Source organism: Kitasatospora sp. NPDC059827 (assembly GCF_042731675.1).
GTDB lineage: Bacteria > Actinomycetota > Actinomycetes > Streptomycetales > Streptomycetaceae > Kitasatospora.
In genome coordinates, this window is sequence record NZ_JBHWIV010000015.1 from 43130 (window position 1) to 61353 (window position 18224).

The following is an 18224-nucleotide window of genomic DNA, read 5'->3' on the forward strand; positions in this document are numbered from 1 at the left end:
GGTTCGTCAAGGGCCCGCCGGCGGGGCGGGCCTCGACCCGTTCATCGGTCCGAACCCCTCCGGCGTTACAGAAGCCGTGGTCGGGGCCACCGTCGATGACGGTGATCACCATACTCCTCGTCGCCGACAGTACCGAGTGCGCGATCGGCCACACCGGTGGTCGGCCGGCCGCGGGCGGCGGGGAGGGCGGGCGGGCCCGGAAACACAAAAGGCCGGGCCGACCACCCGCAAGGGTGATCGGCCCGGCCTCAGGCCCCCTCAGAGGGGGCGAGAAGTCACTTGACGGTGACCTTGGCGCCGGCACCCTCGAGGGCGGCCTTGGCCTTCTCGGCAACGTCCTTGGCAACCTTCTCCAGGACCTTGGCACCAGCGGTGTCAACGAGGTCCTTGGCCTCCTTCAGGCCGAGGGAGGTCAGGGTGCGCACCTCCTTGATGACCTGGATCTTCTTGTCACCGGCGCCGTCGAGGATGACGTCGAACTCGTCCTGCTCCTCAACGGCCTCGGCCACGGCACCCGGGCCGGCGATGCCGGCAACGGCGACCGGAGCGGCGGCGGTGACGTCGAACTTGTCCTCGAAGGCCTTCACGAAGGCGGCGAGCTCGATGAGGGTGAGCTCCTCGAACTGCGCGAGCAGCTCGTCCTGGGACAGCTTCGCCATGATGGCGTCCTTCCACTAAATCGGCAGGTGGTGCCGGATGTACGGGTTGGGCGGGCACGGGCCCGCAGCGAGGCGTGAGCCTGCCGATTACTCGGCGGCGGCGTCCTCGGCGGCGGGAGCCGGCGTACCGGCACCGCCCTGCTCGACCTTGTCGCGCAGCGCGTCCACAGTGCGGACGAGCTTCGACGGCAGGGCCTGGAAGAGCGCGGCAGCCTGGGACTGCTTGGCCTTCAGGGCACCCGCCAGCTTGGCGAGCAGCACCTCGCGGGACTCGAGGTCCGCGAGCTTCTTGATCTCATCGGCGGACAGCGCCTTACCGTCAAGGACACCGCCCTTGATGATGAGAGCGGGGTTCTCCTTGGCGAAGTCACGCAGAGCCTTCGCCGACTCCACCGGGTCACCGGTGACGAAGGCAACAGCCGTCGGACCGTTGAACAGGTCGTCGAGCTCGGAGATCCCGGCCTCATTGGCCGCGATCTTGGTCAGCGTGTTCTTCACCACGGCGTACTCGGCGTTGTCGCCGAGCGAGCGACGCAGGGTCTTGACCTGCTTCACCGAGAGACCGCGGTACTCGGTCAGCAGCGCCGCGGAGGAGCCACGGAACTTGTCCGTGATCTCGGCGACGGCGGCAGCCTTGTCGGGCCTGGCCATAGGCTTACGCCTCCTTCCGTGATGTCGAAGTCCGGCCGACCGCGAAAGTCGACCATTCACACCTCGAACCGGCCGGACGGAAGGAAAGCCCTTGCAGAAAATGCAATGAGCCCCGGTGCGCAGGCGCACGGGGCTCGTAGCGACCTCGACGGGCACCAGCGCGAACGCGGGACCCGGAAGTCGAAGCTCCAGACACACCTGCGCGGGCTGCCTGCGACGAAGCGCAGATCCTTCGGCCACCGACTCCCTGACGGGGGCGGCGACAACCAGCGGTCTTTGGCTTCGGCAACAGTAACCGGACTCGTCCGGACGAAGCAAATCGCCCTCGGACGGGTGAACCGGAACGGGCCCCGGCGGGCTCAGCGGGCCAGCGGGGAGACCGTCCGGACGCCGGTGTCCACGGTGTCCGTCTCGGCCGGGGCCTGGGCCGAGAGCAGCGCGCCGGCCGGGTCGGAGTAGATCACCGAGTCGTCCGCCCGGCCGCTGTCCCCGTTCCCGGTGCGCTGCAGCCGGACCAACTGGTCCTTGTCGTTCAGCCAGAGGTCCAGGGTGAGCTCGAGCGAGCCGCCGGGGGCCAGTGCGGCCCGCAGGCCGTCCCGGCGGGCCTGCGGCAGCTGGGTCTGGGCCGCCGCGTACTTCTCGGCGGTGGTGGTCACCCGGTAGTGCTCGACGGTGGAGTCCTCGAACTTCTCCTCGCCGACGAAGGCCGGCTCCACCCCGTCGGCGTTGGCCGCGGCCAGCGCCTCGACCGGGTTCAGCAGGTCCAGCAGCCCCGCGTACGGGACCGCCTTGTGCCCGTCCGGGTCGGGCGGGACGGAGAAGCGCTCCCAGTGCCTGCCGCCGTTCCTGGCCGCGGTGGCGGCGTCGCCGCCCTGGTAGCCGACGGTGTCCACGACGATCAGCTGCTCGGCGTCACCCGGGGTGGAGCGCTTGAGCTGGGCCGCCGTCTTGGGCGCCCAGAACAGCGAGCCGGAGCCCGCGTCCGCGCCCAGCCGGTAACTGACCTTGGCCCGGCGGGCGGTCTGCATGGCCAGCTGGGCGGAGAGCAGCACGCCGTGCGGGGAGCGGTCGGTCGGCTTGGCCGGCCCGGTCGGGGTGGCGGCGGTCGCGGAGGCGGTGCTCGCGCTGGCGCCGGCCGAGGGCGGGGCGGGCGCGTCCCCGCCGCCGCAGCCGGTCAGGCCGCCCGCGAGCACGGCGACGACGGCCACCGCCGCCAGTCGCTGCCGTCGCGCCATCGTCCGTTCCTCTCTCACCGGGCCCACCTTGCCACCCGGACCGGGTCCGGCCGGTGGCAGCCCCCGCCCGGTCCACCTGATCGGCCGGGTCGGGGGCCGGCGTCAGCTGCCGGCGGGAGTGCCGCCGGCCTTCGCCAGGTCGGCGAGGGTGATGAAGTCCCCCGGGGTGGCGGCGATGACCGGCGTGCCGTAGTCCGAGTAGGTCACGGCGATGTTCACCGGTCCGTTCTTGGTGTCGGCCCGCTCGGTCCGCTTGACCACCAGCTGGTCGGCGTCGACCCAGACGTCGACCTGCTCACTGGCGACACCGGCCTTGTCCAGGTTCTGCTTGAGCCGGTCGGCCTGCTCCTGGGTCACGCCCCGGCCGGTCGCCTTGATCAGGTCGGCGGCGGCGAGCTCCCCGGAGTAGTGGGTGGCGGCCTTGCCGTTCACCGTCTCCTGGCCGACCTCGGTGACCTTGCCGGTGGCGATCAGCGTCCGGACGCCCTGGACCGGGTCCGCGCTCTGGAGCTGGTCGGTCGAGCCCCCGGAGAGCTTGGACATCTCCTCCTTGCTGTAGCGCAGCCAGCGCGGGCCGCCGCTCTGGACCATCTGGCCGCCCAGGCCCATGTACATCGCGTCCGCGGTGTACAGGTAGTGCACCTTCGGCCCGCCGGTGATCGGCTCCAGGGCCTTGGCCATCGGGGAGCCGGTGAGGTCCATGGTCAGGTCGGCCTCCAGGCCGTCGGACCAGCCCAGCGCCCCCTGCCCCTTCATGGTGACCTGGCCGACCGAGATCTCCTCGGTGACCTTGGCCGACTTGGCCGCGCCGGTCTTCTTGGTGACCTGCTCCAGGAAGACCGCCGGGCTCACCTTGACCGGCGGGGCGGCCTGGGTGGCGGCGGTCGTCGCGGCGGCGGCCGTGGTCGGGGCGGCCGGGGCGGCGTTCCCGCCGTCGGAGCCGTTGTCGTTGCAGGCGGTCGCGGTCAGCGCCAGAGCGGCGAGGACGACGGCGACGGCGGCCTTCCGGGTTCCAGCCATGGTGTTCCCCCCTCGAGAACCCCCGGGCGCGCGACGCGCCCGGGGTGGTAGCCGGTGGTTGGTGCGGTGTCCGGCTCGGGTGTCCGGCCGGATCAGCCGAACAGCTTGAGCAGGTCGGCCTGGGAGCCGAGGTCGCCGGCGGCGGGCGCCTCGATCTTGTCGCCCTTGCCGAGGTCGGAGTACTTGACGGTGACGGCCTTGGACTCGCCGTTGGTGTCGCCGTACTCCTGGTACTTCACCAGCTCCTGCTTGTCGTTCAGCCAGAAGTCGATGGTGAGGGTCTTGCCGTCCTGCTCCAGCGTCTTCTGGACGGACTGGCGCTGCTCCGCGGTGAGCGAGGTCATCCCGGCCACCAGGGTGGCGGTGTCCTCGACGGCCCGCAGGTGGGTGGTCTGGACGCCGTCCACGGCCTCCTGGCCGACCTTGCTGAGCTTGCCGCTCGCGGCCGCGATGGTGAGCTGGGAGACCGGGTTGACCATCTGGCCCATCACCACGAAGGCGCTGCCCATCTCCTCGGTGGCGGGCACCTTGACCCAGTGCTTCCCCTGGAGGGCGGTGGCCGTGGTGTCGTCGCCGCCGATGTAGGTGTCGGCCCCGATCGCCCGGATCCTGAGCTTCTTGCCGTCCATGTCGCTGGACACGTCCACGGAGACCTTGCCCGGGTCCTTCCAGTCGGCGCTGCCGCTGCCGCCCGGGCTGGAGGCGTCCGGGGAGGTCATGGCGACCTTGCCGTTGCCGGCCTTCTGCATCACCAGGGCGGAGGCGGCGAGCGCGGCCTTCGGGTCGGCGGCGAGTCCGGCCGCGGCCGCGGCGGCGTCCTTGCCGCCGGTGGCGCCCTTGCTGTCGGCGGCGCTCTTGGTGTCGCCGCCCTTGCTGCCGCAGGCGGTGGCGCCGGCCAGCAGGACGGCGGCGGTCGCGACGGTGGCCGCGAGACGGACAGCGCGCATGGAAGTACCCCCCGTAAGTTCCTCGGAAGAGCCGATCATCGGCTTCTTCTCAGCCGGACTCTAACGGATCGCCGGCACCGGCCCGCACCGGATATCCCCTCCCGTCAGCCGGCCGCGGCCGGGGTCGTCTCCCCCGCCCCGGGCGCGGTGACGTCCGTCGTGGTCACGGTGGTCCCGGCGTTCCCCCGGGCCGTCTCACGGAGCTTCACCAACCGCGGGCCGGGCCCGACCCAGACGTCGTACCCGATCTCGCCGACCCCGCGCTGGCGGTACCAGCCGACCACCGCGGCGAGCTGCTGCGGGTCCAACTCCCGGTCCGCGCCGAAGTAGTCGGCCACCGGGGCGGAGCCCCGGTAGTGCACGACGGTCGTCCCGGCGAGCTGCTCGGCGCCGAGCGAGCCGAGCCGGTCGGTCTGGGCGATCGCGTACGCCCGGCTGCCCGGGTTGGTGACCAGCGCGGTCATCCAGCCGCCCGCGTAGCCGGCGGAGCCGTTGCCGGCCGCCGGGTCGATCGACTCCGCGGTGGCGCGCTCGGCGTGCCTGGCCGCGCCGCCCTGGTACGTGACGTCGAGCACGCCGTCCCGGAGGGACAGCTGCCCGGTGCCCAGCTCGTCGGTGACGGCCAGCGCGACCTCGTCCCGGTCGCCCCAGACCAGGCTGCCGCTCGCGCTGCGCCGGCCGTCCGGGCCCTCCCGCAGCAGGTCGACCCGGGCGCCGCCGGCGTCGTCCAGGGCCTGGGCGGCCGCGAGCACCACCTGCTTGGGCGGGATCGGCGCCGGCTCACCGGGGACGCGGGTGCCCGGGGCGGCCAGCACGCTGCAGGCGGTGGTGGTGCCGAGCAGCAGCAGGGCCGCCGCGAGCACGGCGGGGCGAAGGGCGGGCGGCACGGCACACTCCGGCGGTCACAGGTTCTCCACATGATCTGACCGGCAGAGCGTACGACGACTCGATCAACCGTTCCCATTCACCCGTGTCCCGATCCCGCAACCGTTTCCGCCACCGCCCGGCCACGCCGCAGGAACGACGACGGGCCCGCACCCCCGGTGAAGGGGGTGCGGGCCCGTCGTACGGACAGCTCTAGAGCACTGGGGCTCAGACCGCGGCCGGGTCCTCCTCGACGAGGAGGTTACGGGTGCGGTTCGGGTCCACCAGGATGCCGGGGCCCATGGTGGTCGAGAACGCGGTCTTCTTGATGTAGCGGCCCTTGGCGGCGGACGGCTTGGCGCGGAGCACCTCGTCCAGCGCGGCGGCGTAGTTCTCGACCAGCTGCTCGTCGGTGAAGGAGGCCTTACCGATGATGAAGTGCAGGTTCGAGTGCTTGTCGACGCGGAACTCGATCTTGCCGCCCTTGATCTCGTTCACTGCCTTGGCGGTGTCCGGGGTCACGGTGCCGGTCTTCGGGTTCGGCATCAGGCCACGGGGACCGAGCACGCGGCCCAGGCGGCCGACCTTGCCCATGAGGTCCGGGGTGGCGACGACGGCGTCGAAGTCGAGGCGGCCCTTGGCAACCTCGTCGATGAGCTCGTCGGAGCCGACGATGTCGGCACCCGCAGCACGCGCGGCCTCGGCACGCTCGCCGGTCGCGAAGACCAGGACCCGAGCGGTCTTACCGGTGCCGTGCGGGAGGATCACGGTGCTGCGGACCATCTGGTCGGCCTTGCGCGGGTCGACGCCCAGACGCATGGCGACCTCGACGGTGCCGTCGAACTTGGTGGTGCTGGTCGCCTTGGCGAGGCGGACGGCCTCGAGGGGGGCGTAGAGGCGGTCGCGGTCGACCTGGGCGTCCGCGGCCTTCAGAGCCTTGCTGCGCTTCACTGCTGCTCCTGAATGGTGATTGGAGTTGTGGTATTCGACGGGCCTGCGCAGGCCCTACCACAGGGACGGCTGAGCCGGTTTGCCCCTGACGGGACGGGGGGCTTGATCAGCCCTCGACGGTGATGCCCATCGACCGGGCGGTGCCGGCGATGATCTTCTCCGCCGCGTCCAGGTCGTTGGCGTTCAGGTCGGGCATCTTGGTGGTGGCGATGTCGCGGACCTGGGCGCTGGTGAGCTTGGCGACCTTGGTCTTGTGCGGCTCGCTGGAGCCCTTGTCGATACCGGCGGCCTTCAGGATGAGGCGCGCGGCCGGCGGCGTCTTCGTGATGAAGGTGAAGGAACGGTCGTCGTAGACCGTGATCTCCACCGGCACGATCATGCCGCGCTGCGACTCGGTCGCAGCGTTGTAGGCCTTGCAGAACTCCATGATGTTGACGCCGTGCTGGCCCAGCGCGGGGCCGACCGGCGGCGCCGGGTTGGCCGCACCGGCGTTGATCTGGAGCTTGATAAGCCCCGTGATCTTCTTCTTCTTGGGAGGCATGTCTCTCCGGGTCCTTCCGAGAGGTGATTGCTGGTGCGTGCGGACGCGGGGCGACACCCGGTCGCCAGCACACACATCAGGCCAGGCTAACGCGTCCGCGCCGCTGGACCAAAACGGATTCGGGGCGGAGGCCGTCGGCCCCCGCCCCGAATCCGAAGACCGTGTGACTAGTTCTTCTGGATCTGGTCGAAGGAGAGCTCGACCGGGGTCTCCCGGCCGAAGATCTCGACCAGGCCCTTGACCTTCTTCGAGTCGGGGTTGATCTCGTTGATGGTCGCCTGGAGGGTCGCGAACGGACCGTCGGTGACGGTGACCGAGTCGCCGACCTCGAAGTCCAGGACCTGGATCTCGCTCGGCTTGACCGGGGAGGGCTTGCCGGCCTCCTTGGCCGCCTGGCGCTCGACGTCCGGGGCGAGCATCTTGACGACCTCGTCCAGGGTCAGCGGGTACGGGTCGTAGGCGTTGCCCACGAAGCCGGTGACACCGGGGGTGTTGCGCACGACGCCCCAGGACTCCGGGGTGAGGTCCATGCGGACCAGGACGTAGCCGGGGAGCTTGTTCTGCCGGATGGTCTTGCGGTCGCCGTTCTTGATCTGGACGACCTCCTCCTGCGGCACCTCGGCCTGGAAGATGTACTCCTCGACGTTCAGCGAGACGGCGCGCTGCTCCAGGTTCTGCTTGACCCGGTTCTCGTAGCCCGCGTAGGTGTGGATCACGTACCACTCGCCCGGCATGAAGCGCAGGTCCTCGCGGAACTTGGCGACCGGGTCGACCTCGACCTCGGCCTCCTCCTCGGCGTCCTCCGCCTCGACGGCCTCGGCGTCCTCGTCCTCGGCCGGCTCCTCGTCCACCGACTCCTCGGCGGCGAGCTCCTCGTCGACCTCCACGTGCAGCGCGGCCTCCTCGGCGGGCTCGCCGGCCTCGGCCTCGTCGTACGCCTCGACCTCGTCCTCGTCGCTGTCCACGGCGTCGACGACCTGCTCGGCGGACTCTGCGTCGACAGCCAGCTCGGCCGCGTCCAGCTCGGCGGCGACATCCGCCTCGCGGACGGTCTCGTCGGCGTCGTACAGGGGGGACTCAGACACGGTGGCTGCTTCTTTCCTGGAGATGGTGAAGGTGGCGCGCTCCGGAACCGGCCCGGCGCGCAGCCGCTCGCGCGGGCGCCAGGAGAGGTCTCGGAGACTTCAACAGTACCGAGTCCACGGTACGCGCGCGTACGTCCGCCGCCGACAGCTCGACCCGGACCGATGATTCGGCCCGGGTCGGGAGGTGGTTCGGAGGTGGGGGCTCGATCAGCCGAAGACCAAGAGGCTCAGCTTGGCGAAGCCGTAGTCGAGGCCGTAGACGAAGCCCATCACGACCACGACGAAGGTCACCACGACCGCCGTGTAGTTGGTGAGCTCGCTCCGGGTGGGCCAGACGACCTTGCGGAGCTCCGCGATGATCTGGCGGTAGAACAGGCCCATCCGCGCGAACAGGCCCTTCTTGGCCCGCTTGCCGGACTTCTTCTGCTTGCCGGAGGTCTTGTCGCCCTCGACAGCAGCGGTCTCGGCAGCGCCGTCGGTCCCCTCGGGGTTGCCGCTCTCAGGCGTTGCGGTGGAGCCCGTGGTCTCCGTCACTCGTCCTCACCTGAATCCGGGTCCGGCCGAACATCACCTGCGTACCCGTTTCAGGCACGAGCGGTCGGCTTAAGCGGTGCTGATCGGAGCCCTCTCCGCATCAAGCCCGCTCGCTCTGTGGAGCGAACGGGCTGAATGCGGATCAAGCAGCAGGGCAAGAGGGACTCGAACCCCCAACCGCCGGTTTTGGAGACCGGTGCTCTACCAATTGAGCTATTGCCCTACGGAACCTCGCGGCCCCTGGTGGCGACCAACCTACCGCATCTCCCCCCGCTGTCTGTACAGGCGGTGAAAGCTCCGGTCTTTTTCGGCGGGCCGTCGAGCAGCGAGTGTACGTGGTCGAGGGGTGTTTGGTCGAACCTCTTCTTCCGGGGCCACCGTCCGCCCGGCGGATGTCCGGCCCGGCGGGGCGGACACCGGCGGATCGCCGGGGGCCGCGATGCGGACGGGGCCGTACGGATACTGGAACCGCCCCGCCCGGTCCGTCCCGGTTCTGCGACGATGCAGGCATGAGCGCTTCCACCCCGCAGCCCGACCAGTCCCTCCGCCCCGCCGACCGCCGGGTCTCCGCCCGGATCGGTGCGATCGCCGAGTCCGCGACCCTCGCCGTGGACGCCAAGGCCAAGGCCCTCAAGGCCGCCGGCCGCCCGGTGATCGGCTTCGGTGCCGGTGAGCCCGACTTCCCGACGCCGGACTACATCGTCGAGGCGGCCGTCGAGGCCTGCCGCGACCCGAAGAACCACCGCTACACCCCGGCGGGTGGACTGCCCGAGCTCAAGGCCGCGATCGCCGCCAAGACGCTGCGCGACTCCGGCTACCAGGTGGACGCCTCCCAGGTGCTGGTCACCAACGGCGGCAAGCAGGCCATCTACGAGGCCTTCGCCGCGATCCTGGACCCGGGCGACGAGGTCATCGTCCCGGCCCCGTACTGGACCACCTACCCGGAGTCGATCCAGCTGGCCGGCGGTGTCCCGGTGGAGGTCGTCGCCGACGAGACCACCGGCTACAAGGTCTCGGTCGAGCAGCTGGAGGCCGCCCGCACCGAGAACACCAAGGTGGTGCTGTTCGTCTCGCCCTCCAACCCGACCGGCGCGGTGTACACCCGCGACGAGGCCGAGGCGATCGGCCGCTGGGCGCTGGAGCACGGCCTGTGGGTGCTCACCGACGAGATCTACGAGCACCTGGTCTACGGCGACGCGACCTTCACCTCGCTGCCGGCCCTGCTGCCCGAGCTGGCCGACAAGTGCATCGTGGTCAACGGCGTGGCCAAGACCTACGCGATGACCGGCTGGCGGGTGGGCTGGGTGATCGGCCCCAAGGACGTGATCAAGGCCGCGACCAACCTGCAGTCGCACGCCACCTCCAACGTCTCCAACGTCGCCCAGCGCGCCGCGATCGCCGCCGTCGCGGGCGACCTGTCCGCCGTGCACGAGATGCGCACCGCCTTCGACCGCCGCCGCCGGACCATCGTGCGGATGCTCAACGAGATCGACGGCGTCCTCTGCCCCGAGCCCGAGGGCGCCTTCTACGCCTACCCCTCGGTCAAGGGCCTGCTGGGCAAGGAGATCCGCGGTCAGCGCCCGCAGACCTCCGCCGAGCTCGCGAGCCTGATCCTGGACGAGGTCGAGGTCGCCGCCGTCCCGGGCGAGGCCTTCGGCACCCCCGGCTACCTGCGGTTCTCCTACGCGCTCGGCGACGAGGACCTGGTCGAGGGCATCAGCCGGCTCCAGAAGCTGCTCGGCGAGGCCCGCGACTGACGTCCGACGTCAACCGGACACGGCGGATTCACCCGCCGCACCGCCCTCTTTCACCCCTTCGGGGGACGGAAAGAGGGCGGTTCCCGTTTGGGGGCCTCATACGGCAGTATCGGAAAATGGAACGCCTGTTGAACCCGCGAGACGTCAGGGGCCTCCCGAAGGCCCACCTGCACCTGCACTTCACCGGCTCGATGCGGCCCGCCACCCTGCTGGAGCTGGCCGACAAGCACGGCGTCCGCCTGCCGGAGGCGCTCAGCTCCGGCGAGCCGCCCAAGCTCCGCGCCACCGACGAGCGCGGCTGGTTCCGCTTCCAGCGCCTCTACGACACCGCCCGCTCGGTGCTCCGGGACGAGTCGGACATCCGCCGGCTGGTCCTGGAGACCGCCGAGGACGAACGGCGGGAGGGCTCCCGCTGGCTGGAGATCCAGGTCGACCCCACCTCCTACGCGCCCCGGCTGGGCGGGCTGATCCCCGCCCTGGAGCTGATCCTGGACGCGGTCGAGCAGGCCGCCGCGGCCACCGGGGTGGGCATCCGGGTGCTGGTCGCGGCGAACCGGATGAAGTCCCCGATGGACGCCCGGACGCTGGCCCGGCTCGCCGTCCGCTACACCGACCACGGCGTGGTCGGCTTCGGCCTCTCCAACGACGAGCGCCGCGGCCTGGCCCGGGACTTCGACCGGGCCTTCGAGATCGCCCGCAAGGGCGGGCTGCTGGCGGCCCCGCACGGCGGCGAGCTGGCCGGGCCGGAGTCCGTCCGGGACTGCCTGGACGACCTGGGCGCCGGCCGGATCGGCCACGGCGTGCGGGCCGCCGAGGACCCGCGGCTGATGGCCCGGCTGGCGGACCGCCAGATCACCTGCGAGGTCTGCCCGTCCTCCAACGTCTCGCTCGGCGTCTACGAACACCCGGAAGAGGTACCGCTGCGCCGGCTGTTCGACGCCGGGGTGCCGCTGGCGCTCGGCGCGGACGACCCGCTGCTGTTCGGCAGCCGGCTGGCCGCCCAGTACGACCTGGCCCGCGACGCCCTGGGCTTCACCGACGCCGAACTCGCCGAGCTGGCACGGCAGTCGGTCCGCGGCTCGTGCGCCCCGGAGGCCGTCCGCAAGGAGCTGCTGGCGGACATCGACGCCTGGCTGGTCGACGGGCACCCCGCCCGCTAGGGCGTGTCTGACAATTCGCGTCGGATCAGCGCGCGGCGTTGGGGTGCGTGCATCGCAAGGCGGAGGAGGGAGCCCAATGCAGCGCATTGGTGACCGACGACAACGCGGCGAGGTGCGTGCCCCGGCGTCGCGCGCCCGGCGGGAATTGTCAGACACGCCCTAGAGCCCCTGGACACGCCTCAGAGCTTGACGCCCACCATCACGGGCTCGTTCACCAGCTCCACCCCGAAGGCCTCGCGGACCCCGTCCCGGATCTCCCGGGCCAGGGCCAGCAGGTCCTCGGCGGTGGCCGCGCCGCGGTTGGTCAGCGCCAGGGTGTGCTTGGTGGAGAGCGTGGCCGGGCCGTCGCCGTAGCCCTTGGCGAAGCCCGCCCGGTCGATCAGCCAGGCCGCCGAGGTCTTGGTGCAGCCCTCCGGGGCCGGGTAGGCGGGGGCGTTCTCGGCACCCGGGCGGGTGCGGAAGGACTCGTACTGCGCCGCCGTGAGCACCGGGTTGGTGAAGAAGGAGCCGGCCGACCAGGTGTCGTGGTCCGCCGGGTCCAGCACCATGCCCTTGCCGGCGCGCAGCCCCAGCACCGCGTCGTACGCCTCGCCCAGCGGCACCCGCTCGCCCTGCTCGACACCGAAGTGCCGGGCCACCTCGGCGTACTTGACCGGGGTGGAGAGCCCCGCGTGGTCCGCCAGGGCGAACCGCACCCGCAGCACCACGTAGCGGTCCGGCCGGGCCTTGAAGCGGCTGTGCCGGTAGGAGAACCCGCACTCGTCGTTCGAGAGGGTGACCACCTCGCCCGCCGTGCGGTCGTACGCGACCACCTCGGTGACGGTCTGGGCCACCTCCTGGCCGTACGCGCCGACGTTCTGCACCGGGGTGGCGCCGGCCGAGCCGGGGATGCCGGCCAGGAACTCGATGCCGGCCAGGCCGTGCTCGCGCACCGCGCGGGTGACCGCCTCCGACCACACCTCGCCGGCCGCCAGCTCCAGCACGGTGCCGTCCAGGGCGAACCCGGTGGTGGCGATCCGCAGCACCGTCCCGGGGAAGCCGGCGTCGCCGATCACCAGGTTGGAACCGCCGCCGAGGACCAGCAGCGGCTCACCGGCCGCGTCGGCCTCGCGGACGGCGGCGATCACCTCGTCGTCGGTGTGGGCGGTGACCAGCCGACGGGCCGGGCCGCCGAGCCGGAGCGTGGTGAGCGGGGCGAGGGGGGCGTCGTTTTCTACCAGCACGCCCACCAGCGTACGGGGACGGGGGCGGCCGCTCGGCCGCCCCCGTGACCCGCACCCCACCGTTCAGGCCTTCGAGGCCTCGGCCGGAACGGCCTCCTCGACGCCCTGGATGCCCTGGACGCCCTCGGCGTCCTGGATGCCCTCGACGCCCTCGACGCCCTGGATGCCCTCGGCGTCCGCCGCCCGCTCGATCGCGGCGGACTGCTCGGCGGCCACCGCCCCGGCCTGCGCCGCCCGGCCCGGCAGCAGCAGCGCACAGGCCCCGGCCGCCAGCACCACCGCGGCACCGACGTACAGCGCGGGCCCCATCGCGTGGACGAAGGTCCCGGCCGAGCCGTCCCCGCCCTGCTCCGAGAAGACCGCCGCCAGCACGGCCACCCCGAGCGCGCCGCCGACCTCGCGCAGCGCATTGTTGGCGCCGGAGGCGATGCCCTGCTCCTCGGGCCGGACGCTGTCCATCACCATGGCGGCGGTCGGCGCGAAGTACATCGACATGCCGACCCCGCACATCACCACGGCGGGCACCACCGGGCCGTACGCGTAGTGCCCGAGTCCGGCGCTGATCGCCGCGTACAGCGCCAGGCCGACGCCCTGCAGCACCAGCCCGAGCACCACGATCGGGCGGCCGCCGAGCCGGTCGGCCAGGATCCCGGCGAGCGGGGCGACGATCAGCCCCACCCCGGTCCACGGGAGCATCCGGACGCCGGCCTCCTCCGGGGTGTAGCCGCCGACGGTCTGCAGGTGCTGGCTGATCAGGAAGATCGAGCCGAACATCCCGAGCGACATCAGCAGGCCGGAGGCGTTGACGGCGGTGAAGGTCCGGTTGCGGAACAGCCGCATCGGGAGCATCGGGTGCTTCGCGCCGCGCTGCTCGTACCGGACGAAGGCGATCAGCAGCAGCACCCCGCCGGCCAGTGCGCCCAGCACCAGCGGGCTGGTCCAGCCGTCCGGGTTGCCGCGGATCAGACCGAGCACGACGCCGAACAGGCCGAGGCTCACCAGCACCGTGCCGACCGCGTCCAGGGCCGGGTTGGCGCCCCGGCTCTCGCGCAGCTTGAGGGCGGCCAGCGGCACCAGGACCACGCCGACCGGGACGTTCACCCAGAAGATCCACTGCCAGGAGAAGTTCTCCGTCAGGGTGCCGCCGACCAGCGGTCCGGTGGCGATGGCGAGGCCGTTGACGCCGGCCCAGATGCCGAAGGCCATCCCGCGCTTGGCCGCCGGGACGGCGGCGGTCAGCAGGGTGAGGGTGAGCGGCATCGCCACCGCGGCCCCGACGCCCTGGAGGGCACGGGCGGCGATCAGCTCGCCGATGCCGGGCGAGAGCGCGGCCGCGGCCGAGCCGACGGTGAAGAGCGTGAGCCCGATCACGAACATCCGGCGGCGGCCGAAGCGGTCGCCGAGCGCCGCGCCGAACATCAGCAGCACGGCGAAGGAGAGGGTGTAGGCGCTGACCGTCCACTCCAGGTCGGACAGCCCGCCGCCGAGCTCCTCCCGGATGGAGGGCAGCGCGGTGGTGACGACCAGGTTGTCCAGCGCGGCCATGAAGCCCGCGAGGGCGGTGATCACCAAGGTCCAGACGCCGGTGCGGCCGAGGCCCGGCCGCTCCGTGGCCGCCACCTCGGCCCCGGCCGCCTTCGCCACCTCGGCCGCCTCGGCCGCCTCCGCCACCTCGGCCCCGGTCGCGCTTCCTGCTGCGTGCTCCGTCATGAACGTCCCCCCAGGATTTCCCGGATAGTTATTGATCACTAACTTTCGAGGGCCGAAAAGAGGGCCGCCCGGACTGCGCCGCGCGACCCGCTACCCGGCCTCCTCGCGCTCGCCGAAGCCGTCCCAGATCCGGTGCTCCCGGGGGAAGCCCAGCGCCACCAGGGCGTTGATCAGCATCCCGTACGCGAAGAACTCGGTGGTGCCCTGCACGTCGCCGCCGACCCGCTCCCGCACCCGCTCGAACAGCTCCCCCCACAGCCGCCGGGCGGTCTCGCCGATCTCGTCCTCGCCGGCCATCCGGGAGGCGAACACCGAGACGTACAGCTGCATCTGCATCATCAGCTGCTCGCCGTCCTCGACCAGGCCCATGTACGCCTCGGACATCTTCGCGGCGGCCTCCTCGCCGGTCAGCCCGGCCGACGCCACGTCGAAGACCTTCCAGGTCTCCTCGATGCAGCGCTCGGCGGCGGCCGTGAAGATCGCCTGCTTGCCCGGGAACAGCCGGAACAGGTACGGCTGCGAGACGCCCACCCGGCGGGCGATCGTCTCGGTGGACGTCCCGCGGTAGCCGTTCCTGGCGAACTCGATCATCGCGGCCCGGACGACGCTCTCGCGTCGTTCCTCCGCGCTCATCCGCATGCTCGTCTTCGCCATGGGCTCTAAGTTAGTGACCAATCACTATCTCGGCAAGGGCTCGGCACCGAAAAAACCCGACCGCCCCGGAACCCGTCGAACGGGCCCCGGGGCGGTCGGAGTGACGAAGGCCTCAGGCGAGCCGGACGACCGCCCGGGACATCCCCAGCACCTTCTGGCCGCCCGAGGTGGCCAGCAGGTCGACCTGGACCTTGCGGTCGTCCAGCTTCTTGGCGACCTTGGCGGAGACCTCGATCACCGCGCCGACCCCGTCGTTCGGCACCGGCACCGGCCGGGTGAAGCGGACGCCGTACTCGACCACCGCGGCCGGGTCGCCGACCCAGTCGGTGACCACCCGGATCGCCTCGGCCATGGTGAACATGCCGTGCGCGATGACGTCCGGCAGGCCGACCTCCAGCGCGAACTTCTCGTTCCAGTGGATCGGGTTGAAGTCGCCGGAGGCGCCCGCGTACTGCACCAGCGTGGCGCGGGTCACCGGGAAGGACTGGGCCGGCAGCTGGGTGCCGACCTCGACCTCGTCGTAGTTGATCGCCATCGCGCTCACTCCCCCGCCTCGTCGGCGGCCCGGGCCACCAGCGTCATGATCGCCGTCACCACGTGCTCGCCGATCTCGTCCGCCACCTCGCCACGCACGGTGAGCACGTCGTTGCCCGCCAGCGACTTGATGTTGTCGATGGTCACCGCGACCGTCAGCCGGTCGCCGGCCTGCACCGGGCGGGTGTACCGGAACTTCTGGTCACCGTGCACCACCCGGCTGTAGTCCAGCCCCAGCTCCGGGTCCTCGACGACCTGGCCGGCCGCCTGGAAGGCGATCGCGAACGGGAAGGTCGGCGGGGCGATCACGTCCCGGTGGCCCAGTGCCTTCGCGGCCTCCGCGTCGGTGTACGCCGGGTTGGCGTCCCCGATCGCGACCGCGAACTCGCGGATCTTCTCCCGGCCGACCTCGTACGGGGCGGTGGGCGGGTAGCTACGCCCGATGAAAGAGGGGTCGAGTGCCACGGCAGCTCCTCGGAACGCGGGTGGATACCCGGACGGGTACGAAAAAGACTCCGGGCCGCACCCCCTGTTGAGGGATGCGGCCCGGAGTCGAAGACCTGAATTCACACAGGCCCGGCGCCCTGCAGCAGGGTCAGCGGGTCTCGCGGTGCGCGGTGTGCGAGTTGCAGCGGGGGCAGTGCTTCTTCATCTCAAGACGGTCCGGGTCGTTACGCCGGTTCTTCTTGGTGATGTAGTTCCGCTCCTTGCACTCCACGCAGGCCAGCGTGATCTTCGGGCGGACATCGGTGGCAGCCACGGGAGTGCCTTCCTTGGACAACGAATAAGAACACAACAAGAGTAGCCGACCGGGAGTGCGATCTCCCGACCGACTACGCGGGGTAGCGGTGACCGGACTTGAACCGGTGACACAGCGATTATGAGCCGCTTGCTCTACCAACTGAGCTACACCGCCACAGTGATCAGCGGCCCGGCCGAAGCCGAACTGCCTTTCACCAGAGCCCCCATGCGGAATCGAACCGCAGACCTTCTCCTTACCATGGAGACGCTCTACCGACTGAGCTATAGGGGCGAACGAGGAAGAGATTACACGTTCCACGCCCAGAGGTGAAATCCGTATCCCGGGGCGAAGACCGCAGGTCGGCGAGGTGCACGGACGGACGATCCAAGGCCGGGCGTTCGATCGGCCGAAGAGCCGTGCGCCCCGAGCCGATACGACTATTGCCCGCCTCCCGGCGCCCCGCCCCCGTGCGCCATAGGCTCGACGCTCATTGGCCGGGGCACCGGCCCGATCCCCCACGGGCCCACTGGCCAGCGCGAGAAGGAGCCGGCGATGGACAGCGCAGCCGCCGACGGGCCGCACTCAGGCCCCGGCCCGGCGGCCAACCCGCTCGGGCACGGCCCGGTCCTCCTGCTCACCGGGGCCCGGCTGGCCGATGGACGGGTGGTGGACGTGCGGGTCAGCGGCGACCGGATCCAGGCGGTCGGCACCGTCGGCAGCCTCGGCCCGCTGCCCGCCCTGCCCGGCGCCCCCACCGTCACCACCGGCGCCCGGATCGACCTCAAGGGCTACCTGCTGCTCCCCGCCCCCGCCGAGGCGCACGCCCACTACGACTGCGCCTTCTCCGCCGCCCTGCCCGCCCCGCCCCCGGACACCCCCGCCGACCTCACCCGCCGGATCACCGAGGCCGCGCTCACCTCGCTCGGCTACGGCGCCACCGCCCAGCGCACCCACGTCCGGATCGGCGACGTGCACGGGCTGCGCCAGCTGGAGGCGGTGCTCACCGCCCGCCAGGCGCTGCGCGGCCTGGCCGAGCTCCAGGCGGTGGCGATGCCCCGGCTGCTCACCGGCCGGGCCGGCGCGGACGGGCGGACCCAGCTGCGCGAGGCCCTCAAGCTGGGCGCCACGGCGGCCGGCGGCTGCCCGGAGCTGGACCCGGACCCGGCCGGGTACGTCCAACTGCTGCTGGAGGCCGCCCGGGAGGCGGACTGCCCGGTGGACCTGCACACCACCGCCGCCGACGCGACCCAACTCGCCCGCCTGGCGGGCGCCCTGGCGCCGCTGCGGCCCCGGGTGACGCTCGGGCCGTGCGGGGCGCTGGCCCGCGGCGGGGCCACCGTGCTGGCGACCAGCGGGGTGCGGGTGGTCTGGCTGCCGCAGAACGGCGGCTGCACCGGCCTGGAGGGCCGCCCCGCCGGCCTCCGGCCCGGCCTGGTACGGGAGTTGACCGCGGCCCGGGTGCCGTTGGCGGCGGGCAGCGGAGCGCTGCGGGACCCGTCCAACCCGGTCGGCCGGGCCGACCCGCTGGAGGCGGCCTACCTGCTCGCGGCGAGCGGGGAGCTGGACCCGGACGCGGCGTACGACGCGGTGGCGAACCAGGCCCGGGCGGCGCTCGGGCTGCCGCCGGTGCGGGTGGACGCCGGGTTCCCGGCGGAGCTGCTGGCGGTGCGCGGGGACAGCCTGGCCGGGGCGCTCGCGGGCGGGCACAGCCGGCTGGTGGTGCACAGCGGCCGGGTGGTCAGCCGGACCAGCGCCGTCCGGGAGTTCGCGGACACCGTGGCGCTGGCGCTGCCCCGGCAGTCCGGCGGCACGGACTGCTGAGCGCGCGCGGGGCCGGGAAAGCCAAGGGGGCGGGGCGGCGTACCGGCCCCGCCCCCACCCCCGACCATGACCAAAAAAAACACACCCCAAACCACCAGCACCACCGAGATGAGCGGGACGGGAGTGTACTGGTATC

The 18224-nt window shown here is 71.9% G+C and carries 19 protein-coding genes and 3 tRNA genes; 3 read left to right on the forward strand and 19 right to left on the reverse strand.

Features of this window, described 5'->3' with window-relative positions; all coding sequences use genetic code 11:
- Nucleotides 1-275: 275 nt before the first annotated feature.
- From rplL to ACFV8H_RS12485, 11 genes are all read right to left on the reverse strand, one after another.
- Nucleotides 276-659: a 50S ribosomal protein L7/L12 gene (gene rplL, locus ACFV8H_RS12435; protein WP_375881995.1), complete on the reverse strand. Its 384-nt coding sequence runs from the start codon at nucleotides 657-659 to the stop codon at nucleotides 276-278.
- A gap of 87 nt (nucleotides 660-746) precedes the next feature.
- On the reverse strand, nucleotides 747-1310 hold the full coding sequence (gene rplJ, locus ACFV8H_RS12440) for a 50S ribosomal protein L10 (RefSeq protein ID WP_350503606.1): 564 nt from the start codon (nucleotides 1308-1310) through the stop codon (nucleotides 747-749).
- Between the two features lie 359 nt (nucleotides 1311-1669).
- Nucleotides 1670-2545, reverse strand: a complete 876-nt coding sequence (locus tag ACFV8H_RS12445) for a hypothetical protein (RefSeq protein ID WP_380398948.1) — start codon at nucleotides 2543-2545, stop codon at nucleotides 1670-1672.
- A gap of 102 nt (nucleotides 2546-2647) precedes the next feature.
- Nucleotides 2648-3565 (reverse strand): hypothetical protein, encoded by a 918-nt coding sequence (locus ACFV8H_RS12450; RefSeq protein WP_380398949.1) that lies wholly within the window; start codon nucleotides 3563-3565, stop codon nucleotides 2648-2650.
- A gap of 92 nt (nucleotides 3566-3657) precedes the next feature.
- Nucleotides 3658-4512 carry a hypothetical protein gene (locus ACFV8H_RS12455; RefSeq protein ID WP_380398951.1) on the reverse strand — a complete coding sequence of 285 codons (855 nt, stop codon included), beginning with the start codon at nucleotides 4510-4512 and terminating at the stop codon, nucleotides 3658-3660.
- 104 nt (nucleotides 4513-4616) lie between these two features.
- Entirely contained in the window at nucleotides 4617-5399 is a 783-nt protein-coding gene (locus tag ACFV8H_RS12460) for a hypothetical protein (protein WP_380398953.1), read from the reverse strand.
- 205 nt (nucleotides 5400-5604) lie between these two features.
- Nucleotides 5605-6327, reverse strand: a complete 723-nt coding sequence (gene rplA, locus ACFV8H_RS12465) for a 50S ribosomal protein L1 (RefSeq protein WP_375881987.1) — start codon at nucleotides 6325-6327, stop codon at nucleotides 5605-5607.
- Between the two features lie 106 nt (nucleotides 6328-6433).
- A complete protein-coding gene (gene rplK / locus ACFV8H_RS12470) occupies nucleotides 6434-6868 on the reverse strand; it encodes a 50S ribosomal protein L11 (protein WP_375881984.1) in 435 nt (144 codons plus the stop codon).
- Between the two features lie 167 nt (nucleotides 6869-7035).
- On the reverse strand, nucleotides 7036-7953 hold the full coding sequence (gene nusG, locus ACFV8H_RS12475) for a transcription termination/antitermination protein NusG (protein WP_380398955.1): 918 nt from the start codon (nucleotides 7951-7953) through the stop codon (nucleotides 7036-7038).
- A gap of 207 nt (nucleotides 7954-8160) precedes the next feature.
- On the reverse strand, nucleotides 8161-8487 hold the full coding sequence (gene secE / locus ACFV8H_RS12480; RefSeq protein WP_360226154.1) for a preprotein translocase subunit SecE: 327 nt from the start codon (nucleotides 8485-8487) through the stop codon (nucleotides 8161-8163).
- Nucleotides 8488-8637: 150 nt separating this feature from the next.
- Nucleotides 8638-8710, reverse strand: a tRNA-Trp gene (locus ACFV8H_RS12485).
- 286 nt (nucleotides 8711-8996) lie between these two features.
- On the opposite strand from ACFV8H_RS12485, the gene ACFV8H_RS12490 reads away from it, so the two are divergent.
- Both ACFV8H_RS12490 and ACFV8H_RS12495 read left to right on the forward strand, forming a co-directional pair.
- On the forward strand, nucleotides 8997-10244 hold the full coding sequence (locus tag ACFV8H_RS12490; RefSeq protein WP_375881979.1) for a pyridoxal phosphate-dependent aminotransferase: 1248 nt from the start codon (nucleotides 8997-8999) through the stop codon (nucleotides 10242-10244).
- A gap of 116 nt (nucleotides 10245-10360) precedes the next feature.
- Complete coding sequence (locus tag ACFV8H_RS12495; RefSeq protein WP_380398958.1) at nucleotides 10361-11404, forward strand: adenosine deaminase; 1044 nt, start codon at nucleotides 10361-10363, stop codon at nucleotides 11402-11404.
- A 179-nt stretch (nucleotides 11405-11583) separates the two neighbouring features.
- Here ACFV8H_RS12495 and ACFV8H_RS12500 read toward each other — a convergent pair whose 3' ends face one another.
- The 8 genes from ACFV8H_RS12500 to ACFV8H_RS12535 form a co-directional block, all read right to left on the reverse strand.
- A complete protein-coding gene (locus tag ACFV8H_RS12500) occupies nucleotides 11584-12627 on the reverse strand; it encodes a UDP-N-acetylmuramate dehydrogenase (RefSeq protein ID WP_380398960.1) in 1044 nt (347 codons plus the stop codon).
- Between the two features lie 63 nt (nucleotides 12628-12690).
- Entirely contained in the window at nucleotides 12691-14337 is a 1647-nt protein-coding gene (locus ACFV8H_RS12505; protein ID WP_380398962.1) for an MFS transporter, read from the reverse strand.
- A gap of 90 nt (nucleotides 14338-14427) precedes the next feature.
- Nucleotides 14428-14991 (reverse strand): TetR/AcrR family transcriptional regulator, encoded by a 564-nt coding sequence (locus ACFV8H_RS12510; protein WP_380398963.1) that lies wholly within the window; start codon nucleotides 14989-14991, stop codon nucleotides 14428-14430.
- 112 nt (nucleotides 14992-15103) lie between these two features.
- A complete protein-coding gene (locus ACFV8H_RS12515) occupies nucleotides 15104-15526 on the reverse strand; it encodes a MaoC family dehydratase (protein ID WP_363427484.1) in 423 nt (140 codons plus the stop codon).
- Between the two features lie 5 nt (nucleotides 15527-15531).
- A complete protein-coding gene (locus tag ACFV8H_RS12520) occupies nucleotides 15532-15990 on the reverse strand; it encodes a MaoC family dehydratase N-terminal domain-containing protein (RefSeq protein ID WP_380398965.1) in 459 nt (152 codons plus the stop codon).
- Nucleotides 15991-16120: 130 nt separating this feature from the next.
- Complete coding sequence (gene rpmG / locus ACFV8H_RS12525; protein WP_006604855.1) at nucleotides 16121-16285, reverse strand: 50S ribosomal protein L33; 165 nt, start codon at nucleotides 16283-16285, stop codon at nucleotides 16121-16123.
- A gap of 83 nt (nucleotides 16286-16368) precedes the next feature.
- Nucleotides 16369-16441 (reverse strand) — tRNA-Met (locus tag ACFV8H_RS12530).
- Nucleotides 16442-16485: 44 nt separating this feature from the next.
- Nucleotides 16486-16558, reverse strand: a tRNA-Thr gene (locus tag ACFV8H_RS12535).
- 261 nt (nucleotides 16559-16819) lie between these two features.
- Between ACFV8H_RS12535 and ACFV8H_RS12540 the strand changes: the two genes are divergently transcribed.
- Nucleotides 16820-18088, forward strand: coding sequence for a hydrolase (locus ACFV8H_RS12540; protein ID WP_380398967.1), 1269 nt, complete (start codon nucleotides 16820-16822; stop codon nucleotides 18086-18088).
- The last annotated feature ends 136 nt before the right edge of the window (nucleotides 18089-18224 follow it).

Coding starts and splice junctions, on each gene's coding strand:
- rplL (WP_375881995.1), bottom strand. CDS start 659: ATGGCGAAGCTGTCCCAGGACGAGCTGCTCGCGCAGTTCGAGGAGCTC.
- rplJ (WP_350503606.1), bottom strand. CDS start 1,310: ATGGCCAGGCCCGACAAGGCTGCCGCCGTCGCCGAGATCACGGACAAG.
- ACFV8H_RS12445 (WP_380398948.1), bottom strand. CDS start 2,545: ATGGCGCGACGGCAGCGACTGGCGGCGGTGGCCGTCGTCGCCGTGCTC.
- ACFV8H_RS12450 (WP_380398949.1), bottom strand. CDS start 3,565: ATGGCTGGAACCCGGAAGGCCGCCGTCGCCGTCGTCCTCGCCGCTCTG.
- ACFV8H_RS12455 (WP_380398951.1), bottom strand. CDS start 4,512: ATGCGCGCTGTCCGTCTCGCGGCCACCGTCGCGACCGCCGCCGTCCTG.
- rplK (WP_375881984.1), bottom strand. CDS start 6,868: ATGCCTCCCAAGAAGAAGAAGATCACGGGGCTTATCAAGCTCCAGATC.
- ACFV8H_RS12490 (WP_375881979.1), top strand. CDS start 8,997: ATGAGCGCTTCCACCCCGCAGCCCGACCAGTCCCTCCGCCCCGCCGAC.
- ACFV8H_RS12495 (WP_380398958.1), top strand. CDS start 10,361: ATGGAACGCCTGTTGAACCCGCGAGACGTCAGGGGCCTCCCGAAGGCC.
- ACFV8H_RS12505 (WP_380398962.1), bottom strand. CDS start 14,337: ATGACGGAGCACGCAGCAGGAAGCGCGACCGGGGCCGAGGTGGCGGAG.
- ACFV8H_RS12510 (WP_380398963.1), bottom strand. CDS start 14,991: ATGGCGAAGACGAGCATGCGGATGAGCGCGGAGGAACGACGCGAGAGC.
- ACFV8H_RS12515 (WP_363427484.1), bottom strand. CDS start 15,526: ATGGCGATCAACTACGACGAGGTCGAGGTCGGCACCCAGCTGCCGGCC.
- ACFV8H_RS12540 (WP_380398967.1), top strand. CDS start 16,820: ATGGACAGCGCAGCCGCCGACGGGCCGCACTCAGGCCCCGGCCCGGCG.